General features: G+C 61.9%; 13 protein-coding genes. 11 read left to right on the top strand and 2 right to left on the bottom strand.

The features are described from left to right. Positions 1 to 206 precede the first annotated feature (206 nt). The 6 genes from TM1040_RS17910 to TM1040_RS17885 all read left to right on the top strand — a co-directional run bounded on the left by TM1040_RS17910 (position 207) and on the right by TM1040_RS17885 (position 8,293). Positions 207 to 1,217 carry a GlxA family transcriptional regulator gene (locus TM1040_RS17910; protein ID WP_011540009.1) on the top strand — a complete coding sequence of 337 codons (1,011 nt, stop codon included), beginning with the start codon at positions 207 to 209 and terminating at the stop codon, positions 1,215 to 1,217. A 135-nt stretch (positions 1,218 to 1,352) separates the two neighbouring features. Then, positions 1,353 to 2,345, top strand: coding sequence for a N(2)-acetyl-L-2,4-diaminobutanoate deacetylase DoeB (gene doeB / locus TM1040_RS17905; protein ID WP_011540008.1), 993 nt, complete (start codon positions 1,353 to 1,355; stop codon positions 2,343 to 2,345). Between the two features lies 1 nt (position 2,346). Further along, entirely contained in the window at positions 2,347 to 2,826 is a 480-nt protein-coding gene (locus TM1040_RS17900; RefSeq protein WP_011540007.1) for an Lrp/AsnC family transcriptional regulator, read from the top strand. Positions 2,827 to 2,909: 83 nt separating this feature from the next. Further along, entirely contained in the window at positions 2,910 to 4,385 is a 1,476-nt protein-coding gene (locus TM1040_RS17895) for an NAD-dependent succinate-semialdehyde dehydrogenase (protein ID WP_011540006.1), read from the top strand. A 63-nt stretch (positions 4,386 to 4,448) separates the two neighbouring features. Continuing rightward, positions 4,449 to 5,822, top strand: coding sequence for an aspartate aminotransferase family protein (locus TM1040_RS17890; protein WP_011540005.1), 1,374 nt, complete (start codon positions 4,449 to 4,451; stop codon positions 5,820 to 5,822). 272 nt (positions 5,823 to 6,094) lie between these two features. Next, positions 6,095 to 8,293: a Hint domain-containing protein gene (locus TM1040_RS17885; protein ID WP_044026914.1), complete on the top strand. Its 2,199-nt coding sequence runs from the start codon at positions 6,095 to 6,097 to the stop codon at positions 8,291 to 8,293. A gap of 16 nt (positions 8,294 to 8,309) precedes the next feature. Here the strand turns inward: TM1040_RS17885 and TM1040_RS17880 are convergent, their stop codons facing one another. Further along, positions 8,310 to 9,530, bottom strand: coding sequence for a Zn-dependent hydrolase (locus TM1040_RS17880; RefSeq protein ID WP_011540003.1), 1,221 nt, complete (start codon positions 9,528 to 9,530; stop codon positions 8,310 to 8,312). 93 nt (positions 9,531 to 9,623) lie between these two features. On the opposite strand from TM1040_RS17880, the gene TM1040_RS17875 reads away from it, so the two are divergent. Beyond that, the gene (locus tag TM1040_RS17875) at positions 9,624 to 10,391 is read left to right on the top strand and encodes a FadR/GntR family transcriptional regulator (RefSeq protein ID WP_254658842.1); all 768 of its coding nucleotides are present in this window, start codon (positions 9,624 to 9,626) and stop codon (positions 10,389 to 10,391) included. Positions 10,392 to 10,397: 6 nt separating this feature from the next. Here TM1040_RS17875 and TM1040_RS17870 read toward each other — a convergent pair whose 3' ends face one another. Next, positions 10,398 to 11,072, bottom strand: a complete 675-nt coding sequence (locus tag TM1040_RS17870) for a DUF1028 domain-containing protein (RefSeq protein ID WP_011540001.1) — start codon at positions 11,070 to 11,072, stop codon at positions 10,398 to 10,400. A 107-nt stretch (positions 11,073 to 11,179) separates the two neighbouring features. On the opposite strand from TM1040_RS17870, the gene TM1040_RS17865 reads away from it, so the two are divergent. The 4 genes from TM1040_RS17865 (at position 11,180) to TM1040_RS17850 (ending at position 16,664) form a co-directional block, all read left to right on the top strand. Then, positions 11,180 to 12,766 (top strand): ABC transporter substrate-binding protein, encoded by a 1,587-nt coding sequence (locus TM1040_RS17865; RefSeq protein ID WP_011540000.1) that lies wholly within the window; start codon positions 11,180 to 11,182, stop codon positions 12,764 to 12,766. 117 nt (positions 12,767 to 12,883) lie between these two features. Further along, complete coding sequence (locus TM1040_RS17860; protein ID WP_011539999.1) at positions 12,884 to 13,831, top strand: ABC transporter permease; 948 nt, start codon at positions 12,884 to 12,886, stop codon at positions 13,829 to 13,831. After that, complete coding sequence (locus TM1040_RS17855; protein WP_011539998.1) at positions 13,828 to 15,711, top strand: dipeptide/oligopeptide/nickel ABC transporter permease/ATP-binding protein; 1,884 nt, start codon at positions 13,828 to 13,830, stop codon at positions 15,709 to 15,711. Before TM1040_RS17860 ends, TM1040_RS17855 begins: the two co-directional genes overlap by 4 nt. After that, positions 15,708 to 16,664: an ABC transporter ATP-binding protein gene (locus tag TM1040_RS17850; RefSeq protein ID WP_011539997.1), complete on the top strand. Its 957-nt coding sequence runs from the start codon at positions 15,708 to 15,710 to the stop codon at positions 16,662 to 16,664. Before TM1040_RS17855 ends, TM1040_RS17850 begins: the two co-directional genes overlap by 4 nt. The last annotated feature ends 11 nt before the right edge of the window (positions 16,665 to 16,675 follow it).

Below are 16,675 nucleotides of genomic sequence, written 5' to 3'. Positions count from 1 at the left end.
CCTGACTTCCCCGTGCGCCCTTGCGCGCGCCGGCGTGATGCGGCAGCCAACCGTGCCCGGGTTGACGGGTTTTAAAAGCGCGGATGTCAGATGCGGGAGTCGCGCTGCGCTATGCTGGCAGGCGCATTGGCGTCGCAAAGCGACACCAAAGCGGCACGAGATGACTTGTCGATGGGAACCCGACGCGGGTAGGGTCTCGATCCAATATGGACAGAAACCCCGCCTCTCCCGCTGCATCCGATCACAGCGATGACACCCCGCGACTGGCGGTGGAAATATTTGTGCAGCCGGGATTTTCCCAGCTCGAGCTTTCGTTGATTCTCGCTGTGTTTGAGGCGGCAAACGCAATGGAGACCGGCATCTGGTTCTCCGTTCGCATCACCTCTGACAGCCCGGGCGTGGTGACAGGCGGCGCGGGCATGATGGTGCGGGCAGAACCTGCGATTGGTCTTCAGTATCTTCAGGATCTGATGTTTGTGGTGGGGGGGCGCAATTGCAGCGGCGGCAGCTGGCTCGCACGGGCGCGCGCAATGCAGAAACTGCGTCGCCCGGTGTTCCTGCTGTCGGATGCAGCAACCGCCTATATCCGCAGATGTGCGCCGCTCTCGGGGCCCGCCACCACCCATTGGCAAGACCTGCGCGCCCTGCGTGAGACCGGCGAATACCCCACGCTCACCGATAGCCTCGTGGCGGAAAATGCAGGCATTCTGACCTCGGCCGGGGGGGGATATACGGCGGAAATGGTGGTGCGTCACCTCTCGCAGATCCTTGCACCGCAACACTGCGCCGAATTGGCCAGCGTGTTGATGATCGAAACCGCTCGGGGTTACAGCGGAGAACAACCCAAAGGGGCCGCGCGCAACACCAATCTTCTGGAGGCGCGGCTGGTGCGCGCTATGGCGATCATGGAAGAATGCATCGAATATCCCCTGTCCACCGCAGAGGTGGCCGAGCGGGCGGGGATTTCGGTGCGGCATCTGGAACGCCTGTTTCTGACCCATCTCAACACCACACCGGCCAAACACTACATGCAGCTGCGCCTGAAGCTGGCCAACAAGCTCATCACCGACACCAACCTGCCGATTGCAGAGATCGCCTTTGCCAGCGGCTTTGCGTCCTCTACGTCGCTGTCGCGCGCGTATCGGCGTGAATATAATATGACCCCCTATCAGGTGCGCGCCCGTGATCGGGCCGGTGCGGGTCTGCGCGCGGACTAGCCTCTGGGATGTCACCCGTGCTTTGGAACACAAGGCTTTGAATTTGCGCCCGGTCTTCGTATGGGTAGCACAACGCGGCCGGCGCTCGTGACGCCGTGCCCTTTGCGCTCAACAGGCAGGCAGAAGGACAAGGCAATGAAAGACAATCCGATTTCCCCGACGATTCCGCTCGATCAGGATGGTGTCCACCACGGATTTCTGAAACTGCCTTACAGCCGTGACGACAGCGCCTGGGGCTCTGTGATGATCCCGATCACCGTCATTCAGAACGGCGCCGGCAAGACTGCGCTGTTGACGGGTGCCAATCACGGCGATGAATACGAAGGCCCCGTGGCGTTGCAGGAACTCGCCGCCACCACCCGTGCCGAGGATGTGACCGGCAGGCTCATTATTGTGCCTTACTTCAACTACCCTGCCTTTCGCGCCAGTGCGCGGACCTCGCCCATCGACCGGGGCAATCTCAACCGCGCCTTTCCGGGCCGTCCCGATGGCACCGTCACGCAAAAGATCGCGGATTACTTTCAGCGTACGCTCCTGCCGATGGCGGATGTGGCGGTGGATTTCCACTCCGGCGGCAAGACGCTGGATTTTGTCCCCTTTGCCGCTGCGCATATCCTCGAGGACAAGGTGCTGCAGGATGCGTGCTTTGCCGCCATGCAGGCCTTCAACGCGCCCTACTCGGTGCAACTCCTCGAGATCGACAGCGAGGGCATGTATGACACCGCCGTCGAGGAAATGGGCAAGGTGCTCGTGACCACCGAACTTGGCGGCGGTGGCATGTCCACCGCGCGCAGCAATGCCATCGCCAAGAAAGGTCTGCGCAACGTGCTGATTCACTTTGGGATCTTGCAGGGCGAGATGCAGATTGACCCGAGTGTGACGCTCGATATGCCCGACGGGGATTGCTACCTCTTCAGCGAGCACGACGGGTTGTTTGAGATCATGATCGATCTTGGCGAACCTGTGCAAGAGGGCGATCTGGTCGCCCGCGTCTGGTCGCCCGACCGCACCGGAGAGGCCCCGGTGGAATACCGCGCCCGCCGCAGCGGCGTGCTCATCAGCCGCCATTTCCCCGGTATGATCAAATCCGGTGACTGCGCCGCGGTGATCGGCGTGGTCGAGGGCTGACATGCATCTCGATCAGCGCGACCTTGATATCCTTCGCATCCTGTCCCGCGATGGCCGCATCACCAAGGCGGCCCTTGCAGATCAGGTGGGTCTGTCGCCGACACCCTGTTGGGAGCGGCTGAAGAAACTGGAAAAGGCCGGGCTGATCGAAGGCTATAACGCCCAGATCAACCTCAAGAAAATCGCACCGCACGTGACCGTCTTTGTGGCTGCCGAATTGGCGGATCACACGGCGGCAAGTTTCCAGTCGTTCGAGGCAGCAATGCAGCGCTATGACGAGGTAGTGGCCTGCTGGGCGCTGGGCGGGGGCTTTGATTATCTGTTGCAGATCGTGACCTGCGACATCGACGCCTACCAGCGTCTGATCGATGCGATGCTGGATGCCCGCATCGGCCTCAGCCGCTACTTCACCTATATCGTGACCAAGCCCGTCAAAGGCGCGGGCGTGCCTCCTCTCGAAATCCTGCTCCGGGGCAGTTGAATCCTCTGCCGAGTCGGCAAACTTTGGTCACTTCTTCTGATCGCGCCATGCAGACTGCCCCCAAGTCTAAAGGAGGAGCAGACATGTCGTTATCGGCCCTGTCCGCGCGTGCGGAGATCAGTGACAAAGCACTCGTGCGTTCGTTTTCTTACATCAACGGGAAATGGTGTGCCTCGTCCAATGGCGAGGTGGTCGCAGTACATGACCCGGCCACGGGCGACTTCATCGGCGATGTCACGGCCATGACAGCAGAGGATTCCTCTGCCGCGGTGGATGCGGCACATGCGGCCTTTACCAGCTGGGCATTGATGCTGCCGCAGGATCGCTGCGCCCTATTGCGTCGCTGGTTCGAACTGATGATCGAGCATAAAGAGGACCTCGCCCGCCTTATGGTGCTGGAGCAGGGCAAACCCTTGTCGGAGGCCCGCGGCGAGATCGACTATGGCGCGGCCTTTGTCGAATTCTATGCCGAGGAATCCAAACGGCCCAACATCGAGGGCGTCACCAGCCATCTGCCCGATGCGGAGGTGGAACTCTGGCGCGAACCTGTGGGCGTGGCCGCATTGATCACGCCGTGGAATTTTCCCTCTGCGATGCTGACTCGCAAGGCCGCAGCCGCGCTGGCGGCGGGCTGCACCGTTGTCGCCCACCCCTCCGCCGAAACGCCCTTCAGCGCGCTGGCGCTGGCCGAGCTGGCAGAACGCGCGGGCATTCCCAAAGGCGTCTTCAATGTCATCACAGGCAAGGCCCCGGTGGTGGTTGAGCCATGGACACGGGATGCGCGCGTGCGGGCCCTGTCCTTCACCGGCTCCACCGAGGTCGGCAAGCTCCTCTATCGTCAGTCCGCCGAGACGGTCAAACGTCTGGTGATGGAACTCGGTGGTCATGCTCCGGTGATCGTTTTCAAAAACTGCGATCTCGATCGTGCCGTCGCCGAAACGATCAAGGCGAAATTCGCCACCTCCGGGCAGGATTGCCTTGGCGCCAACCGCATCTTTGTCGAGCGGGACATTTATGATGAGTTCTGCACCCGATTTGTGGCGGCGACGCAGGCGCTCAGCGTGGGCAAGGGGATTGATGATCCCGATATCGGCCCGCTGATGAACGAAAAAGCGGTGCAGAAACAGGAAGAGCATGTCGCTGACGCATTGGAAAAAGGCGCCACATTGGCCTGCGGCGGCAAACGCCACGCGCTGGGGCCGCTGTTTTATGAACCCACCGTGCTGACGGATGTCCCCGCTGACGCGCTGATCCTGCACGAAGAGACCTTCGGCCCGGTCGCGCCGATCACGCCGTTTGACTCTGAGGACGAGGTGATCCAGCGTGCCAATGACAGCGAATATGGGCTTGTCGCCTATGTCCACAGCCATGATCCGCGCCGGATCTATCGCCTGAGCCGCGCCTTGCAGTTCGGCATGGTGGCGGTCAACCGAACCAAAGTCACCGGCGCGCCGATCCCCTTTGGCGGCACCAAACAATCCGGCATGGGCCGCGAGGGCGCACGGCTGGGCATGGAAGAATTCACCGAGGTCAAATACGTCTGCCGCGACTGGGCGTAACCCTTGAATGATACGAGATTTGCCGCCCTCGCGGGTGGAACACGGAAATAGGAAGGACCGAAAATGCTGAAGAACGATCAACTGGACCAATGGGACCGCGACAACTTCTTTCACCCCTCGACCCATCTGGCGCAGCACGCGCGCGGCGAGAGTGCAAACCGGGTGATCAAGACTGCCTCCGGCGTCTTTATCGAGGATCGTGACGGCACCAAGCTCTTGGATGCGTTTGCCGGGCTCTACTGCGTCAACGTCGGCTATGGTCGTCAGGAGATTGCCGAGGCCATCGCCGATCAGGCGCGTGAGCTGGCCTATTACCATTCCTATGTCGGACATGGCACCGAGGCCTCGATCACGCTGGCCAAGATGATCCTGGATCGCGCGCCCAAGAACATGTCGAAGGTCTACTTCGGCCTTGGCGGTTCGGACGCCAATGAAACCAATGTCAAACTGATCTGGTATTACAACAACATCCTTGGCCGCCCCGAAAAGAAGAAAATCATCTCGCGCTGGCGTGGCTATCACGGCTCCGGGCTGGTCACCGGCTCGCTGACGGGGCTTGAGCTCTTTCACAAGAAATTCGACCTGCCCGTCGAACAGGTGATCCACACCGAGGCGCCCTATTACTTCCGTCGCGAGGATCTGAACCAGACCGAAGAGCAGTTCGTCGCGCATTGCGTGGCCGAGCTGGAAGCGTTGATCGAGCGTGAAGGTGCCGACACCATCGCCGCCTTCATCGGTGAGCCGATCCTTGGCACCGGGGGCATCGTGCCACCGCCCGCAGGCTATTGGGAGGCGATCCAGACAGTTCTGAATAAGCACGACATCCTTCTGGTGGCGGATGAAGTGGTCACCGGCTTTGGCCGTCTCGGCACCATGTTCGGTTCTGACCACTACGGTCTGGAGCCCGACATCATCACCATCGCCAAGGGTCTGACCTCGGCCTATGCGCCGCTTTCCGGGTCGATCGTCAGTGACAAGGTCTGGAAGGTGCTTGAGCAGGGCACCGACGAGAACGGTCCCATCGGCCACGGCTGGACCTATTCCGCCCACCCGATCGGGGCGGCGGCGGGTGTCGCCAACCTCAAGCTCCTCGACGAGCTGAACCTCGTGAGCAACGCAGGCGAGGTCGGTGCCTACCTCAACGCCACCATGGCCGAGGCTCTGAGCCAGCACGCCAACGTCGGCGATGTACGCGGCGAAGGCCTGCTCTGCGCGGTGGAATTTGTGAAGGATCGCGACAGTCGCACCTTCTTTGACGCCGCCGACAAGATCGGGCCTCAGATCTCTGCGAAACTCCTCGAGCAGGACAAGATCATTGCCCGTGCCATGCCCCAGGGCGACATCCTGGGCTTTGCCCCGCCGTTCTGCCTCACCCGTGCCGAGGCCGATCAGGTGGTCGAAGGCACCCTGCGCGCTGTTAAGGCTGTGCTGGGCTGATCAATCAACCCCGGAATTTTTTCAATCGCTCGCGGGTCTCTCGCGGGCGGTTTTTTTGTTTTCAGAGTCTGATCAACAGTTTGTTGGGCTCATCCTGTCGCGCGCATCAATTCAGATCTGCTTGAAGGGCTCTTAACTATTTTACCCTAATCTTGGATGTAGCGCGGATGCTGCATTCGGCACGGAAGAGGCAACATCGCCCCGGCTGCAGCGTGCTTGCCGTCAAAGCGCTGCCTGTTTCCATAGGCAAATGGTATGAGTGCAAACACGAGATGACGACTTATGTAGTACACGGGACGAATTACAACGATCCCTCATTTTGGGCCTCCATCTCTGAAGGCAGCCCCGGCCATACGCTTGATTTCACCGGGTTGCCGCCAAATTATGAAATCAACATCAACGCCGAGGCCAAAACGATCTCGATCTGGGACGGGACGTCTTGGTATAGTGTCGGCGAAAGCGGCAACACGGGCACCAACGCCACTCTGGGTAGCCCCACCCTTGTCGATGATTTCACTGTCATTCTGGCGAACAATTCAGACGACTACATCGAAGGCTCTGACAACAATGACAGCCTCACGGGCGGTACCGGGAACGATACCCTGTCCGGGGACCAAGGTGATGACACCCTCAGAGGGGGTGACGGGGATGACTATCTAACCGGTGGTGAAGGCAACGACAATATCGACGGTGGCACCGGCAATGACACCATCCGTGGCGACAATGCGTGGACGAATACCTCGTCAGGAGCCTCAGGCGCGAGCACAACCCCCACGACGTTGACCGTCACCAACTCGGCGGATGGCCCGATCGAGCTGTGGTGGATCGACGAGACCGGCACAGCCCAATATTACGCCACCCTTCAGCCCGGGGACACCCGGAACCAGAGCACCTTTGAGGAGCATAACTGGATTCTGCGCCACCCGGATGGCTGGTATCTGGAGTATATCGAGGGGGCTCCGAACCAGACTGTCAATTTTGGCTCGGCCGGTTTGAATGATACGGTCTACGCGGGCGCTGGAAATGATCTCATCGATGGGATGTACGGCGATGACCTTCTCTACGGGGAGGGGAACAATGACACGATCTATGGCGATTACGGCTCCGATACGATTTATGGCGGGGCAGGTGACGATCTTCTGTACGGGGGGGATGGCGACGATACCCTGGCTGGCGGTACCGGATCCGACACGATGTATGGAGGGGCCGGAAATGACTCCATGGTGGGGTTCGATGACGCCGATACCTTCATTCTCGAGGATGGTTTTGGCAATGACACCATCGTGGGCGGCGAAGGCGGCACCGATGACGATTTTGTCGATCTCTCCAACCTGACCAGCGGGGTCACCGTCACCTATACCGGCGATGAGGCCGGGACCATCACGGATGGCAGCAACACGGCGGAGTTCTCGGAGATCGAGCGGATTCGACTCACGGATCAGGCGGATGTGCTGGATGCAAGCGCCTCTTTGGTGGGGGTCGATGTGGACGCCGGGGCCGGTGCGGACACGCTGACCGGCAGCGCGGGGGATGACAGTCTGACGGGGGGCACGGGGGACGACCGCTTTGTCATGACCACCTCCGGCGGCACCGACACCGTAGGTGATTTTGATCTCGGTGACGCCGACCTAGATGGGTTCTACAACGACCAGATCGATGTCAGCGGCCTGTCCGGGGGCTCCGGGGCGGGCGGACTGGTGACACGCGCGGATGTGGTGGTGACGGATGATGGTTCCGGCAACGCCCTTTTGACCTTTCCCAATGGCGAACAGCTGGTCCTGCAAGGGGTCGCACCGGCGCAGATCAGCTCGTATCAGCAGCTCTATGCTGCAGGTATTCCCTGCTTCACTCCCGGCATCCGCATCGCAACTGCGCGTGGGGCCGTTCCTGTGGAGCATATCCGCAAGGGTGACCTGCTGCAGACGGCGGACAATGGGTTTCAACCCGTGATCTGGACCGGGCGGCGGGATCTCAGCGCTGCAGAGCTGCGCGCCCGGCCACATTTGACCCCGCTCAGGCTGCGCCCCGGCGGGCCGCTTGCCAACGATCGCCCATTGCTGGTTTCACCGCAGCATCGTTTTATGCTCGGACGCGCGCGGCTGGGCGATATGGACCATCTGCACGAGGCTTTTGTGCGCACGCGGCTGCTGCAGAGCCTCGCGCCAGAGGATGTGACCCCCTGCAGGCCCGCAGCCGGGGTCAGCTACATTCACCTGATGACCGAGGCGCATCAGGTGATTTTTGCCGAAGGTGTTGCCACCGAAACCTTCTGGCCCGGCCCAGAGGCGCTGCGTGGCTTGTCCGAGGGCGACCGGCGCGAGCTGTTTGATCTCTTTCCCGAGCTGTTCCTTGCCGGCGGCCTCTGCGGCGGCACGGGGCGGCACTTTGTTGCCCGGGCCTATTGCCCACTGGCGCGTGTTGATCTCAAACGTCGCGACCTGCGGGCGCTGGGCGCGCGCTCCGCGGCCTGAGGTTTGGTTCTGCGCCCTACTCCGCGGCAAGACGGCGCAGGAAAGCGCAGGTAACATCAATCGCTGCCGCCATGTCCTCGGCAGAGGTATATTCCTCCGGGCGGTGACTGAACCCGTCTTTACAGCGCAGGAACAGCATTGAAATGTCGCATAGATCCGCCATCGCTGAGGCATCATGCGTCGCCCCCGAGGGCAGCAGGGGTGCGTGTTGTCCGGCATCCCGGGCGGCCAGCTCCAGCGTTTCGATCAACCCCGATGCGCAGGGCACGGCGAGTTGCTCGTAGGTTTTTGCCATGTCAAAGCTCACATCCCGTTTGGCAGCGATTTCGGTGCCGATGACCTGCGCGGCACCGGCAAATTCCTGTCGCGCCGCATCCGAAAGCGCCCGGATCTCAAGCGTCAGCGCCGCCTCGCGCGGGATGGCGTTCACGGCTGCCGGTTTCAGCGCCAGCGTGCCAATGGTGGCGCGCAGCCCATCGATGTTTCGTGCGGCATCATGGATTTTCACCACGAACTCGGACGCGGCCACCAGCGCATCGCGCCGCCCCTGCATCGGGACGGTGCCCGCATGGCCGGTCTCCCCGACAAATGAAACGCTGTTGCGCTCGATACCGCAGATGCCAGTGACGATTCCAACCGCTGCGTTGTCCTGCTCCAGCATCGGACCTTGCTCGATGTGAAGTTCCAGATAAGCGCGCACCGCGTTCTTGTTGCGGGCTTCAGAGGCGATTTTATCGGGTCTGCCCCCAAACTCCGACAGCGCGGTGCGGAGCGTCACGCCCTCGCCGTCGCGCATGTCCAGAACGCTGGGGTCGAAACGGCCCGCAAGGGCGCGGGAGCCAACAAGAGCGGTGGGAAAGCGCACGCCCTCCTCGTCGGCAAAGGCCAGTACCTCGACCGGAAAGGGGAGTCGCGTGCCTTCGGATGCCAGCCGTTCAAGCGCCAGACAGCCGATCACAATCCCCATGATGCCATCATAGCGCCCGCCTTCGATCACGCTGTCCTGATGCGACCCGATCAGAACGGCGGCTTCGTTGGAGGGCGCACTGCTGCGCCCCACCAGGGTCGCGGCCGCATCAAGCTGTGGGTGGAGCCCGGCGCGCCGCATCCAGTCGCTGATCTGTTCCAGTGCTGCGGAATGTTCGGGCGTATAGGGCAGGCGGGTTACACCGGGTCCGGCTGCGCTGCAGGCCGCAATCTTCGCCAGGCGTTGCTGGGCTTCCTGTCCCCAATCCATCGTCTATCCCCTTAATTTATCATGATGAATAGGGGTCTATACCCCTGCCGCTTTCCCGTCTATGTTTTTATCATGATAAAAGAGCGGCAGGTGATGAGTAACAAGAGCAGAACGCCCGAACAGCCCAAACGCTCCCGCCCGGTGCGGGTCGCCGAAGAAATCAAGACCTGGGTGGTCGAACGCGATCTCCAGCAGGGGGACAAGCTCCCCAACGAGACGGAGATGATCGCGCAATTCGGCGTCTCCAAGGGGACCGTGCGCGAGGCCATGCGCATCCTCGAAGCGCAGGGTCTCATCATCACCCGCACCGGACCGGGGGGCGGCAGCTTTGTCGACAAGGTCTCGGCCGAGCGGGCGCGCTCGCTTCTGGCGAATTACTTCTATTTTCAGAATCTTTCGATTGCGGACATCTATCAGATGCGCCGCGCGCTGGAGCCGGAACTGGCGGCAAGCCTCGCAGGCCAACTGGATGAGGCGCAGCTTGGGGAAATGGAATCCCTCGCCGCACGCTATCCGGAGCCAGCGCAATCCGCCGAGGAAGAGAAGGAGCAGCATATCGCGTCGCTCGAATTCCACGCCCGGCTGGCGGAATTTTCGGGCAATGCGCTGTTGGGGTTTGTGATTTCCTTCATGGCGCGGGTGCTTACGGATATGACCATCTATCGCAAGCTCTACGATCCCCCCAACCTGGAGCTCTGGCGGCGAGGACGGGCGCACCAGATGCAACTGGTGCAAGCTCTGCGCGATGGGGATGCGGCAGCGGCGCGCCGGATCATGGCCTCGCATATGCAGGGCGCAGAGGAGCAGATGCGCTCACAAGAGGCGCAACTGGCGCGCCGATTCATTGGCGAACAGCGTTAGGGGGCGTCAACTGGCGTCGGGTAGAACGGCCCGGTGCCGGTCTTTCAGCACGGGGACTTCTGTCAGCCAATCGTAATACGGCGCGCGATGCGCGCGCAGACAGAGGGCGCGCAGGGCAGGCAGCGGATCGTCGCTATGGTCGATGCGCAGATCGAGCGGCGGACGGTCGGGCGAAAGCACGAGGAGCGCCGCCGATAGCAGCCCCCGCGCGTCCCCACCTGCTGCCGCCGCCGCATCCAACACTGCCAGCATCCGGTCCGAGGGCGTGGCGAATTCGCCTCGTGCGGTCTCTCTCATCGCGGTCAAAACCTGTCGCCCAGCGAGCATATTGCCTGCAATTGCCAGATCCTGCTCGGCTATATGATCCGCATAACCTACGCTCTGCGCCCCGGTGAAGCCAGCCGTCCCGCCCTTGCGGTCCAGCGCAAGAAGCTGCCGATGCCCCCGTCCGGCATCCCCCCCGGTCACCTGATCCACAGCCGCATGGGCGAGCGCGCCGTCATACATTCGCCGCAGCACGTCATCGCGCCAGAATGTGCTGGGGGCGGTTCCTTGCGATGCCACCAGCCCTGATTCGATGTCTCCCCGCAAAACCCAGCCCCCGACACAGAGGCTGCCGGTCGCCGCTGCGGCCGCATAACAGCCTGTTTCTCGGTCATACATCAGGATTGAAAAGGTCATCGCGGTCTCCGGGCGGGGGTCTTGCAGGTTTGGACTTGTATTTATCATGAAAATTTGCGTGGATACAATTAATCATGAAAAATAAATCTCAACAGAGAGGATGCGATATGAAACTTCTAGGGATGACGCGGCGTGGCGCGATGGCTGCGATGCTTGCGACGACGGCAATGGCGGGGGTGGCGATGGGCGTGGCGCCTGCCGCAGCGCAGACACCGCCTGGCGTGCTGATCGTGGGCCAGATCGCAGAGCCAAAAGCGCTGGACCCGGCGGCAGTGACGGCGGTAAATGACTTCCGCATCCTGATGAACGTCTATGACGGTCTGGTGCGCTACAAGGACGGCACGCTCGAGGTCGAACCCGCGCTGGCGACCGACTGGAGCATCTCCGAAGATGGCACCGAATATACATTCACGCTGCGCGAAGGGGTGTCGTTTCATGACGGCAGCGCCTTTGATGCCGAGGCGGTGGTGTTCAACTTTGAGCGCATGCTCAATGAGGATCACCCCTATCACAACACCGGCCCCTTCCCGCTGGCCTTCTTCTTTTCTGCCGTGGAGAGCGTCGAGGCCGTTGATGATCTGACGGTGAAATTCAAACTGAACGCGCCCTATGCGCCGTTCCTGTCGAATCTCGCTTATCCTACAGGCCTGATTGTATCGCCTGAGGCGGTCAAGACCCATGGCGCGGAGTTCGGCCGCAACCCCTCCGGCACCGGTGCTTTCAAATTTGCCGAGTGGCGCTCCAATGAGGCCGTGGTGGTCGAGAAAAATCCCGACTACTGGGATGGCGCGGCAGAGCTGGACGCGGTGGTCTTTCGCCCGATCACCGATGCCAACACCCGCACGGCAGAAATGCTGGCAGGTGGCATTGATCTGATGGTCGAGGTGCCGCCGGTGGCACTGTCGGAGTTTCAGGGCGATGCTTTCACCGTGCATGAACAAGCCGGCCCGCACGTCTGGTTCCTGATCCTCAACGCCAAGGAAGGCCCCTTTGCCGACAAGCGCGTCCGCCAAGCGGCGAATTACGCGATCAACAAATCCGCGATTGTGAACGATGTGCTTGAGGGCACGGCGGAGGTGGCCGCAGGCCCGACCCCGCCCGCCTTTGCCTGGGCCTACAATGAAACGCTCGAACCCTATCCCTATGACCCCGACAAGGCGCGGGAACTCCTGGCCGAGGCGGGTGCAGAAGGGGCGGAGCTGACGTTCTATGTGACCGAGGGCGGCTCCGGCATGCTCGACCCTATCGCCATGGGCACTGCCATTCAGGCGGATCTCAACGCCGTGGGGCTGGATGTGAAGATCGAAACCTACGAGTGGAACACCTTCCTGGGCGAGGTCAATCCGGGGCTGGAGGGCAAGGCCGACATGGCCGAGATGGCCTGGATGACCAACGACCCCGACACGCTCCCCTTCCTGGCGCTGCGCACCGAAGCCTGGCCTGACAAGGGCGGCTTCAACTCCGGCTATTATTCCAACCCGAAGGTGGATGAGCTGTTGGAAGCGGCCCGCGTTGCGACCGATCAGGACGAGCGCGCCAAGCTTTATCAGGAGATGCAGACCATCGTGCAGGAAGATGCGCCTTGGGTCTTTGTCGCCAACTGGAAGCAGAATGCAGTGACCTCGGATCGGGTGGGCGATTTTGCCCTGCAGCCCTCGTTCTTCCTGCTGCTCGATGATGTGACCAAGAACTGATGAGAGGTTTCGGATCGGGCTTTGCCCGATCCGACCCGCGCGCGCCCCGGCGGGGCGCGCGCTCCCGTTTGACTGAAACCCCACTCCACCCATGTCGGTAGAGCAGGAAGGCGCGCCATGACTGGCTATATTTTGAAACGGCTTATTTCGGCGGTGCCGGTCCTCTTGGGGATCTCGGTCATCGTGTTTCTGATCATGGCGATGATCCCGGGCGACCCGGCCACGGCGATCCTTGGGTCCTATGCGACGCCCGAGAATGTGGAGAAGCTCAATCGCGATCTCGGTCTCGATAAGCCCCTGGTGCAGCGGTACTTTATCTGGCTCGGCAATATGTTGCAGGGCGATTTTGGCCGCAGTTTCTCGCTCAATCGTGCGGTGCTCGACGAGGTGCTGGAGCGGTTCAATGCAACGCTGGTGCTGGCGGGCACATCCTTTGTGATCTGTTCGATCCTTGGCGTTGCGGCAGGTGTGGTCTCGGCGGCGCGCCAGTACGGGCTGGCGGATAAGGCGATCACCTTTGCAGTGCTTCTGGGCATTTCGATTCCGTCGTTTTTCCTCGGCATGATGATGATCCTGATCTTTGCGGTGAATCTGCGCTGGTTTCCGGTGTCCGGCATGTGGCCGATCTACGGCGCGCGGGATCTCTCGGCCCTTGTCAGTCATTTGACACTTCCCGCCATTGCGCTGGCGGTGGTGGCCACTGGCGTCATCGCGCGCTTGTCTCGGTCCGCCATGCTGGAGGTCCTACGACAGGATTTCATCCGCACAGCGCGCGCCAAAGGCGTGCATGAACGCAGCGTGATCTGGCGCCATGGTCTGCGTGCGGCGATGGTGTCGATCATCCCGGTGCTGGGCATTCAAGCCGGGTTTGTGCTCTCGGGCGCGGTCTATATCGAGATGGTGTTTCAATGGCCCGGCGTCGGGCGGATGCTGGTCGATGCCATCCTAAAACGTGACATTCTGTTGGTGCAGGGCGGTGTGGTCTTTGTGGCTGCTTGCTATGTGCTGTTCAACATCGCCGTCGATGTCGCCCAAAGCCTTCTGGACCCGAGGATCAAGGCATGAGCTTCCTGCGTCTTTTGTCCCGCAACCGCCTCGCGCTGGCGGGGCTCATCGTGATGTCGGTGGTGCTGCTGCTGGCGGTGCTGACACCCATTTTGCCGCTGCCCGACCCGGATGTGACCAACACTGCAGAGCGGTTCAAGAAACCCTTTAGCGAGGGGGCCTTGCTGGGCACTGACCACCTTGGTCGGGATCTCGCCAGCCGCCTGATGTGGGGCACGCGGCTGTCGCTGGCAGTGGGCTTTGCGGCAGCGGTGGCGGCGGCCACCATCGGGGCGGCCATCGGCGTGATCGCCGGTTTTTATGGCGGGCGCGTGGACAATGTGATCATGCGCGGCGTCGATATGCTGATGGGCTTTCCCTATATCCTCCTGGCGCTGGCGATTGTCGCAGCACTTGGTCCGGGGCTGATGAATGCGCTGATCGCTGTGGCCGCCGTCAACATTCCCTTCTTCGCGCGCAACATTCGCGGTGTCACCGTCGGCATTGCGCACAAGGAATTTATTGATGCGGCGCGGCTGTGCGGGATGTCGAATGCGCGCATTATCATCACCGAGGTGGTGCCAAACGTGATCCCGGTGATCGTGATCGCCATGTCCACCACTGTCGGCTGGATGATCCTCGAGACGGCAGGTCTCAGTTTCCTTGGCCTTGGTTCGCAACCGCCGCAGGCGGATCTGGGCTCCATGCTGGGGGAGGCACGCTCGGCGCTGATTACCAATCCGCATACCTCCGTGGTGCCCGGTGCGATGATCCTCGTGATCGTGATGGCGATCAACCTTCTGGGCGACGGCGTGCGCGACGCGCTTGATCCGCGCCTGAAATCCGGCGCGCTCAGCCGCCCGATGCCGACCACCATGGTGCGCCGCACAGACCCCGTACCGCAGCCCGAAGGCGACGGTATCCTGAGCCTTTGCAACCTGCAAACCCAGTTCCACATCAAGGATCGCATCTACAAGGCCGTGGGCGGCGTGGATCTCTCGGTAAGGCCGGGCGAATGCCTTGGGATCATTGGTGAAAGTGGCTCTGGTAAATCCGTGACGGCGCTGTCGATCATGGGGCTGGTGGCCTCGCCCCCCGGTGTCATCACCGGCGGTGCAGTGCATTACAAGGGCGAGGATCTGATCGGTGCGCCCTATGAGACCCTGCGCCGTCTGCGCGGTGACCGCGTGGCCTATATCTTTCAGGATCCTCTGGCGACGCTGCACCCGCTCTATACGGTTGGCGCGCAGCTCATCGAGGCGATCCAGAGCCATCATCGCACCAGCACCTCCGAGGCGCGTGCCCGCGCGATTGAGCTTTTGAAATCCGTGCGCATCCCCAATGCCGAGGCGCGCGTGGACAATTACCCGCATGAGATGTCGGGCGGCATGCGCCAGCGGGTCGGCATCGCCATGGCGCTGGCCAACGACCCTGAGGTCATCATCGCGGATGAGCCCACAACCGCGCTGGATGTGACGGTGCAGGCGCAGATCCTTGCGCTCCTGGATGACTTGCGGCGCGAGCGGGGCTTGGCGATCATCTTCATCACCCATGATTTTGGCGTGGTGGCGCAGCTCTGTGATCGGGTGGCGGTGATGTATGCGGGCCGCATTGTCGAGGAAGGCCCCACCGATGCCATTCTCAATGCGCCTGCTCACCCCTATACCGCGCGGCTGATGGCCTGCGTGCCGGAACTGGGCCAGGGCAGGCGCGAGCTTGCGGCCATTCCCGGTCTACCGCCTGTGGTGGACAAACTGCCCGCGGGGTGCGCCTTTGCGGATCGCTGCCCCAAGGCCGCCAAAGCCTGCCGCAGCGGGGACATTGCGCTCGATGGGTTTGGTGCGGGGCGCAAGATCCGCTGTATAGACCCTGAAATTCCAGTGCAGGAGGCCACGGCATGAGCGCGGCACTGAAACTCACCAACCTCAGCAAGACCTTCCCGGTGGGCAAACGCCTGTTCGGCGGAGCCAAGGCGGGCGTCAAGGCGGTGCAGCCGCTCTCGCTGACGGTGGAACAGGGCGAAACCCTCGGCATCGTGGGGGAGTCGGGGTGTGGCAAATCCACATTGGCGCGGATGCTGGTGGGCTTGCTGCCGCCGACAACCGGCCAGATCGAGCTCGAAGGCGCACCGCTTGATAATGCGGACCCGGCCACCTTTGGGCAGAAGATCCAATATGTGTTTCAGGACCCGATCAGCAGCCTCAACCCGCGCAAAACCATTCGCCAGGTGATGGACGCGCCCCTGCGGCATCTGCACGGTATGGATGCCAAGGCGCGCGCGGCGCGCATCGCCGAGATCTTTGCCGCCGTAAACCTGCGCGAAGAGTTTCTCGACCGCTACCCGCATGAATTCTCCGGTGGTCAGGCCCAGCGGATTGGCATTGCCCGTGCCCTTGCGGCGGATGCGCGGATCCTGATCCTTGATGAACCTGTCTCGGCGCTGGATGTCTCGGTACAGGCGCAGGTGCTGAACCTCTTGGCGGATCTGAAGCGGACCTTCGGCCTGACCTATATTTTCATCAGCCACGATCTCGCGGTGGTGGAGGCGGTGAGCGACCGTGTCGCGGTGCTCTATTTTGGCTCCGTGGTGGAGGTTGGTCCCGCCAATGAGGTGTTTGCCGCGCCCCGACACCCCTACACGCGGCTTCTGGCTCAAAGCGCCCCGGTGGTAGGCCGCGCTCTGGCCGCGCCCGAGGCCAAAGAGACCGAATTGCCGGATCCTCTGAACCCGCCCAAAGGCTGCGCTTTTGCGGCGCGCTGTGCCCTTGCGAGCGACCTTTGCCAAAGCACCGCCCCGACGCTCGAGCCCCAGTCCGATCGCGTCGCGGTCGCCTGTCATCACCCCATTGACTGAGCCCAAGATCC

It is taken from the genome of Ruegeria sp. TM1040, from assembly GCF_000014065.1.
In the GTDB taxonomy this organism is placed as follows: Bacteria; Pseudomonadota; Alphaproteobacteria; order Rhodobacterales; family Rhodobacteraceae; genus Epibacterium.
The sequence above is the reverse complement of the archived record's forward strand: the minus strand, read 5'-3'. Positions and strand labels throughout refer to the sequence as shown.